At 68.9% G+C, this 7316-nt stretch carries 7 protein-coding genes and 1 tRNA gene; 5 read left to right on the forward strand and 3 right to left on the reverse strand.

Going from position 1 to position 7316, the window contains the following annotated elements; genetic code table 11:
* Position 1 precedes the first annotated feature (1 nt).
* A complete protein-coding gene (locus C2868_RS08795) occupies positions 2-784 on the reverse strand; it encodes a CoA transferase subunit A (protein WP_100810512.1) in 783 nt (260 codons plus the stop codon).
* A gap of 179 nt (positions 785-963) precedes the next feature.
* Between C2868_RS08795 and C2868_RS08800 the strand changes: the two genes are divergently transcribed.
* On the forward strand, positions 964-1746 hold the full coding sequence (locus C2868_RS08800; RefSeq protein ID WP_100811288.1) for an IclR family transcriptional regulator: 783 nt from the start codon (positions 964-966) through the stop codon (positions 1744-1746).
* 141 nt (positions 1747-1887) lie between these two features.
* Complete coding sequence (locus C2868_RS08805; RefSeq protein WP_100810511.1) at positions 1888-2937, forward strand: zinc-dependent alcohol dehydrogenase family protein; 1050 nt, start codon at positions 1888-1890, stop codon at positions 2935-2937.
* A 199-nt stretch (positions 2938-3136) separates the two neighbouring features.
* On the opposite strand, the gene C2868_RS08810 is transcribed toward C2868_RS08805, so the two are convergent.
* Positions 3137-3209 (reverse strand) — tRNA-Lys (locus C2868_RS08810).
* A 100-nt stretch (positions 3210-3309) separates the two neighbouring features.
* Here C2868_RS08810 and C2868_RS08815 point away from each other — a divergent pair.
* Genes C2868_RS08815 through C2868_RS08825 form a run of 3 tightly spaced genes read left to right on the forward strand, consistent with a single transcriptional unit; the run spans position 3310 to position 5496 of the window.
* Positions 3310-4149 (forward strand): inositol monophosphatase family protein, encoded by an 840-nt coding sequence (locus C2868_RS08815; RefSeq protein ID WP_232711155.1) that lies wholly within the window; start codon positions 3310-3312, stop codon positions 4147-4149.
* A gap of 10 nt (positions 4150-4159) precedes the next feature.
* Positions 4160-4744: a hypothetical protein gene (locus C2868_RS08820; RefSeq protein WP_100810510.1), complete on the forward strand. Its 585-nt coding sequence runs from the start codon at positions 4160-4162 to the stop codon at positions 4742-4744.
* A 50-nt stretch (positions 4745-4794) separates the two neighbouring features.
* Entirely contained in the window at positions 4795-5496 is a 702-nt protein-coding gene (locus tag C2868_RS08825) for a hypothetical protein (RefSeq protein WP_100810509.1), read from the forward strand.
* A 103-nt stretch (positions 5497-5599) separates the two neighbouring features.
* On the opposite strand, the gene C2868_RS08830 is transcribed toward C2868_RS08825, so the two are convergent.
* On the reverse strand, positions 5600-7027 hold the full coding sequence (locus C2868_RS08830) for a UDP-glucose/GDP-mannose dehydrogenase family protein (RefSeq protein ID WP_232711220.1): 1428 nt from the start codon (positions 7025-7027) through the stop codon (positions 5600-5602).
* Between the last annotated feature and the right edge of the window lie 289 nt (positions 7028-7316).

Here is a 7316-nt window from a genome sequence, read left to right on the forward strand (position 1 = left end):
GTCAGTTCCCTTCCGAGCCGGTTGCCCGCACCGTGCGACGCTCGATGCGCTTTTCGATGTCGGTCCCGACCTCGACGATGCGGTGCACGTAAACACCCGGAAGATGCACCTGATCGGGGTCGATTTCGCCGGGCTCGACGAGCTCTTCGACCTGGGCGATGCAGACGCGCCCGGACATCGCGGCGAGCGGGTTGAAATTGCGCGCGGCCTTGTTGAACACGAGGTTGCCGTGGCGGTCACCTCTCCGTGCGTGCACGAGGGCGAAGTCCGTCAGGATGGCCTCTTCGAGCACGTACTCGCGCGACTGACCCGCGACGTCGAAGACGCGGACGTCCTTCGTCGGTGACGCCACAGCGATCCCGCCCGCTCCGTCGTACCGGCGGGGCAACCCGCCCTCGGCGACCTGCGTGCCGACTCCCGTTCGCGTGTAGAAGGCCGCGACGCCGGATCCGCCCGCGCGCAACTTCTCGGCGAGCGTGCCCTGCGGGGTGAGCTCGAGCTCGAGCTCACCGGCGAGGAACTGCCGCTCGAATTCCTTGTTCTCGCCGACGTACGACGACGTCATCTTGCGGATGCGGCGGGCGTTCAGCAGCACGCCGAGGCCCCAGTCGTCCACGCCGCAGTTGTTGCTGACGATGCTGAGATCGGTCGTGCCCTGCGCGAGGAGCGCCTCGATCAGGGCGATCGGATTGCCCGAGAGCCCGAACCCTCCGACGGCGAGCGAAGCGCCGTCCGGGATGTCCGCCACGGCCTCGGCCGGGGTCGTCACCTGTTTGTCGATCACGCGTCACTCCCTTGTCGCACGTTCGCGAATGTGGCCAGACCCGACCGCTGTGTCCACGATCCGGTCACGGTGCGTCGAGGGCATCCGTAGCCCATTCCCTTTTCCAGCTTGTCTCTCGGCTCCACCGACCGCAAGAAATGCCTTGCGATGTGGCTCACCCGACGGCTAGCGTCCACATGATGAACACTCGCACGGTTCCCGGCGCCCAGGCCATCGGCCGCGCGGCGCACCTCCTGCGCCTCGTCACGGCCGCGGGCACCGAGGGAGCGCAGACCGCGGACCTCGCACGTCGCGCCGACCTGTCGCGCTCGACGGCACATCGGCTGCTGTCGGCGCTCCGAGCCGAGGGCCTCGTCGATCAGGACGAGCGGAGCGCGCGATGGATGCCGGGGCCCGAACTGTATCTGATGGGGACGGTCGCCGCCGCCCGGTACGACATCACGACACTGGCCCGCGACATCGTCCGCTCACTCGCCGTCAAGACCGAGGAGAGCGCGTTCCTGTCGGTGCGGCGAGCCGACGAGACCGTGTGCCTGCTGCGCGAAGAAGGGGCCTTTCCCATCCGCTCGTTCGTGCTGAGCGAGGGCGTCCGCTTTCCCCTCGGCGTCGCCTCGGCGGGGCTGGCGATCCTGTCCTTCCTGCCCGAGGCCGACGTCGACGCCTACCTCGAGCGCCGCCCCGACCTCGACGAATCATGGGGCGCGAGTCACGGCCTCGCACCGCTCCGCACGCGCCTCGCCGAAACGCGCGACCGCGGCTACGCGGTCAACCCGGGGCTGATCGTCGAGGGCAGCTGGGGTGTCGGGGCGGCCGTGTTCAACCGCGCGGGGTACCCCGAGTGGGCGCTGAGCCTGACGGGGGTCGAGTTCCGCTTCGGCCCGGACCGCCTGGCGGGCCTCGGCCGCACGCTGCTCGCGCACGCACACCAGCTCTCGACCCGCATCGCCGCCGCCGGGCGCTGACCCCGCCCATCCACCGCGAACGGTCGCGACTCGCCGCGCAACATCGCGGCCACACGGCGAGTCGCGACCGTTCGGTGGGGGCAGGCGAGCGAGGCCACAGCATCCCTGCCGCCTGCCGCACCCGAGCCGTAGGCTGAGATCATGCGCGCGACGACGATCCATGCTGCCCGAGACATCCGAGTCGAAGAAGTCCCCGACCCCGTACTCAGCTCGGGTCGCGACGCCATCGTCCGGGTCGTTGCGGCGTGCGTCTGCGGCTCGGACCTGTGGAGCTACCGCGGCGTGCGTACCCCCAAGCCGGGCTCGCGCATCGGGCACGAGTTCGTCGGAGTGGTCGAGGCGCTCGGCAACGAGGTCGAGAACGTCGCGGTCGGCGACTTCGTCATCGCACCGTTCTACGACTGCGACATGACGTGCGTGAACTGCCGCAACGGCGTCTCGACGTCGTGCCTCGAGCACTCCTGGTGGGGCTCGCGCGATCACTTCGGCGGGTTCGCCGACGGAGCCCAGGGCGAATACGTCCGCGTGCCGCACGCCGACGGGACGCTCGTGAAGACCCCCGAGTACCCCTCCGACGACCTCATTCCCCACCTTCTGACGCTGTCGGATGTCTTCGGCACCGGTCACCACGCGGCCCTATCCGGCGGGGTCGGTCCCGGCAGCACGGTCGTCGTGATCGGTGACGGCGCCGTCGGGCTCTGCGCCGTGCTCGCCTCGAAGCGCCTCGGCGCGGAGCGCATCGTGCTGATGTCTCGCCACGCATCCCGTCAGGCGCTCGGTCGCGAGTTCGGCGCGACCGACGTGATCGCCGAGCGCGGCGCCGAGGGGATCGCCGCCGCCAAGGCCCTGTTCGACGGCATCGGACCCGACGCGGTTCTCGAATGCGTCGGCACCCCCGAGAGCATGGACCAGGCCATCGCCACGGCGCGCCCCGGCGGCACGGTCGGATTCGTCGGCGTTCCCGCCGAGGGCAACTCGGTGCCCGTGGGATCGCTCTTCGGGGCGAACATCGGCCTGCGCGGGGGCGTCGCTCCCGTCCGCAACTACATAGAAGAGCTGTTGCCGGATGTCTGGAACGGCGTCGTCCAGCCGGGTCGCGTGTTCGACCTGACGCTGCCCCTCGATGAGGCGGCCGAGGCTTACGCCGCGATGGACGAGCGCCGCGCGATCAAGGTGCTGCTCAAGCCCTGACCTCCTGCTCTACCGACCGGCGGGAGGCGCGATGGCACGGCGGCGACGCGGTCTTGCCGCGGTGATCGGAGTAGCCAATCGACCGACCTAGCGGGCGATCCAGAACGTCTGTCGACCGGAGACTGACCACGGCCGCTCCGGGCCCACCCGCGCATGAGAAAAGCCCTGGTAGATGGCGAGATCTATCAGGGCTTCCCAGTGCACCCCCTGGGACTTGAACCCAGAACCCACTGATTAAGAGTCAGTTGCTCTGCCGATTGAGCTAGAGGTGCAAAGGCCGCCCAGGTGGAGCCGGGCGAACCGAGGGTCAACATTACCATCACGGTTACGTCACTCGCGAATCGTTCAGGCAAGCCCCGGTATCCTGGGCCCGTGACCTTCCCCACGTCGCCCCTCCCCGGCGTCGCGCACGCCGATCCGACGCGTGCCGATGACCTCTCCCTTGCGCTCCGACTGGCGGATGCCGCGGCCGCCGCATCGATGGCGCGTTTCGATGCCGTCGACCTCCACGTGCAGACGAAGCCCGATGCCTCGCCCGTGTCCGAGGCGGATCTGGCTGCCGAGCGGGCGATCCGAGACATCCTGGCGCAAGAACGGCCCGGCGACGGGATCCTCGGCGAAGAGTTCGGAACCACGGGCGATAGCCGTCGCCAGTGGATCATCGATCCGATCGACGGCACCGCCAACTATGTCCGCGGCATCCCGATGTGGGGCAACCTGATCGCACTGGCTGTCGATGGTCTGCCCGTCGTCGGCGTCGTCGGAATCCCCGCGATCGGACGCCGCTGGTGGGGCGCCGAAGGCCTCGGGGCCTGGACGGACACGCCCGATGGCGGCGAGCGCCGGCTGAGGGTGTCGTCGGTCGACACCCTCGACGAGGCCAGCGTGAGCTTCCAGAGCATCGCGCAGTGGGATGAGACCGACCACCTCGACGCCCTCATCGCGCTGACCCGCCGAGTCAAGCGCGACCGCGGATACGGCGACGTCTGGCCCTACATGCTCCTTGCCGAGGGGCGCCTCGAGTTCGTCGCCGAATTCGGCGTTCAGGAGTACGACATCGCCGCCGTCGTCCCCATCATCAGCGAGGCCGGCGGGCGCGTCACGTCGTTCGAGGGCGAGCAGACCCTCTCGGCACGTTCGGTGATGGCGACCAACGGCATCCTGCACCAAGACTTCCTCGATCTCGTCCACTCCCCCACCCCGCGCGGCTGATCTGGACACCATGACTCGCTCTCGCGCGGTTCCCCGCACTCGCACGGTCATCGGCGCGGCGGCGCTCGTCGCGGCCCTGGCGCTGACGAGCTGCGCGGCGACCCCGGATGCCGAAGCAACCACGCCGCCACCGAGCACAGCGCCCAGTGCGACGCCGACCCCGACCCCCACCGAGATCACGCCCGTCGTGCGCCCCGGTGATCTCACCTGCGAAACCCTGATCGCACCGGACGTCGTCGCGGCGTTCGTCGAGGCCGGCTGGGAAGCGCAGGAGGATGTGTTCCGCATCGGCTCGCGCGAGTTCCCCGACGGACTGTGGTGCATCTGGGGTGCTGCGGGCGCCGTCACCGCGAGCGTGCAGATCTACGGCTGGGCCGGAATCGACCCCGCCGACGCCGAAAAAGCGCAGACCGAACTGACCGACGGCGGTTGGGTCGCCGAAGAGACGCCCGACGGTGTGTACGTCACCGAGAACCCCGACACGACCGTCGCGACCGACGACGACGGCTACGGCATGACGTTCCTGTTCGGCGACGGCTGGGTCGCGGTCGCCGACACCAAAGAGGGTCTGCTCGTCATCGAGCGCCCCGCCTGATCTGTGCCCTCGGCCTTGCGTGCCCCGAGACGCTGGCTCAAGCTCGAAGGGTGCAGTTCACCGGACACCTTCCCGAAGACGCGCCCGACCCGCGGCTGGAACAGGCCGCCCGCGTTCGGGATCTCCCGTTCGCGGTGATGGGGCTCGTGCCCCAGCCGACCCTCGAAGACTGGGACGGCCTGGGGATGGAGGGCACCGGCGGCAGCGGCGGCCACTCGCACCAGGCCGTGAGCATCAGCTACACGCTGTGGCGCAACCCCGAAGACCGCGACGATCCCGCGAACCTCGCGGAACTGGACGACCAGACGCGGGCCTCTCTCGATGTCGAACCGCCGTGGCCGCGACCGGTCTGGCTGCTCGATATGGTCGAGCGGATGCGGTATCCCATGCTCTGGGAGGCTGTTCGCACGTCGTGGTATCGCGAATCGAGCGAACACTCGACACTCGAATACCAGCTCGTGCACCACACGAACCACATCCTGATGAACCGGTTCCGCGAAGAGCTCGGGCTGGACATGGGGCGGCCCGCACACGAAGGCTCCTGGCGCGCGACCGAGGCGTCGATCAACCGCTCCGCGTTCCTCGTCGTCAACGGCGTCGAGACGGCCGCGTGCGAGATCGACACCGACCCGTTCGTCTACGCGGTCGGTGTGCGACTCGCACCGGACCTCGTCGCCACAGCGGTGATCCCGCGGGAATTCCTGCCGCACGTACGCGTCCAACTGGACACGCGAGAGTCGGCGTCAGCGTAGCGCCGGACATCCGAGAGGAACGACGGTGCGGAACGGGGCCCGGGGGCACCGAAAACGCCACATCAGCCCCACCGGACCTCTCGGATGTCCGCCCCACCGCAGGCTAAGCGGCCTCGATCTTCCGCATCGAGCCCGTCATCGGCATCGGGGCCGGAACCGCGTGCCCGAGGGCGCGGTAGTCCCACCCCGCCTCACGCCAGGCGTCTTCGGGCAGGCAGTTGCGCCCGTCGACGATGATCCGCTGCGACACCAGGTCACCGACGACGTCGGGGTCGGCGAGACGGAACTCGTCCCATTCCGTCAGCACAAGCACGACGTCGGCACCGCGCACCGCGTTCTCGAGCCCGTCGGCATACGACAGCGTCGGGAACAGGCGCTTGGCCGTGCCCCCGGCGGCCGGGTCGTAGACCGTGACGTGCGCCCCGCGCAGGTGTAGCGCCGCCGCCACGTTCAGCGCCGGCGAGTCGCGAACGTCGTCCGTGTCGGGTTTGAACGCCGCCCCGAGCACCGCAATGCGCGTGTTCAACACCGAGCCCCCGACCGCGCCGAGGGTCATGTCGATGATTCGCTGGCGCTGGTCCATGTTGATCTCGTCGACCCGCTGCATCAACATGACCGTCGAGTAGGCGCCGAGTTCGCCGGCTCGGTGCATCAGGGCACGGATGTCCTTCGGCAGACATCCGCCGCCGAACCCGAGCCCGGCGTTCAAGAACTTGCGGCCGATGCGTGAGTCGTACCCGATCGCATCCGCAAGAACACCGACGTCCGCTCCGGCCTTCTCGCACAACCCGGCGATCGCGTTGATGAACGAGATCTTGGTCGCCAGGAATGCGTTCGCGCTCACCTTGACCAGCTCGGCGGTCGCCAGATCGCAGGTCACGACGGGCGCCCCGTTCGCAATGGCGGGACCGTAGAGCCGACGCAGCCGGTCCTCGGCCCACGGTGACGCCCCGCCGATCACGATGCGGTCGGGGCGCAGGGTGTCTTCGACCGCCATCCCCTCGCGCAAGAATTCGGGGTTCCAGATCAGCTCGACATGCATGCCCGGCGCGATGGTCTCCGTCAGCATCGTCCGCAGCCGCGACGCGGTTCCCACCGGCACCGTCGACTTGCCGACGATCAGACCGTCGTGCGTCATGGCCTCCACCACCTGCCGCGTGGCGGAATCGACGAATCGCAGATCCGCTCCGTGACTCGATGCTTGCTGCGGCGTACCGACGCAGATGAAGTGGACATCGGATGCCGCGACCGCCGCCGCGAGGTCCGTCGTGAACCGCAGGCGGCCGGTGGCGACGTGCCGCGAGATCAGTTCGGGCAGGCCGGGCTCGAAGAACGGCACCTCGCCGCGTTCGAGCGCGGCGACCTTCGCGGGGTCGGTGTCGACGCCTATGACGTCGAAGCCCATCTCGGCGACGGCCGCGGCGTGGGTCGCGCCGAGGTATCCGGTGCCGATCACGCTGACGCGCAGGGGTGCGTCGAAGTCGTCGGTGGGCAGCGGCGGAACCGCGTGCACGGGGCGGGTGGGGATGATCTTCACGATGCACTCCTCGAGCTGGGGAAGGTGGAGCGGGGCGGGGATACGGCGTGAATCGCCCCGGGTGTCGTGGAGGGTCTGAAATCCCGAGAGGATGAGGACTATGCCAGCTTTGAGGAAGTATCCGCCGGAGTTGCGGGAGCGAGCGATGAGGCTCGTGCAGGAGGCGCGTAAGGAGGATCCGGGGTTGTCTGTGAATCAGGCAGTGATCCGGATCGGGCAGCGCGTCGGGGTCAACCCGGACACCTGTTTCTTATAAACATCTCCGAGCCCACGAGAAAAGAAG

It is taken from the genome of Microbacterium sp. CJ77, assembly GCF_002911615.1.
In the GTDB taxonomy this organism is placed as follows: domain Bacteria; phylum Actinomycetota; class Actinomycetes; order Actinomycetales; family Microbacteriaceae; genus Microbacterium.

What these genes read in the sequence shown, in the direction of transcription:
- C2868_RS08800 (WP_100811288.1), top strand. Translation starts at nt 964, where the DNA reads ATGAACACTCGCACGGTTCCCGGCGCCCAGGCCATCGGCCGCGCGGCG.
- C2868_RS08805 (WP_100810511.1), top strand. Translation starts at nt 1,888, where the DNA reads ATGCGCGCGACGACGATCCATGCTGCCCGAGACATCCGAGTCGAAGAA.
- C2868_RS08820 (WP_100810510.1), top strand. Translation starts at nt 4,160, where the DNA reads ATGACTCGCTCTCGCGCGGTTCCCCGCACTCGCACGGTCATCGGCGCG.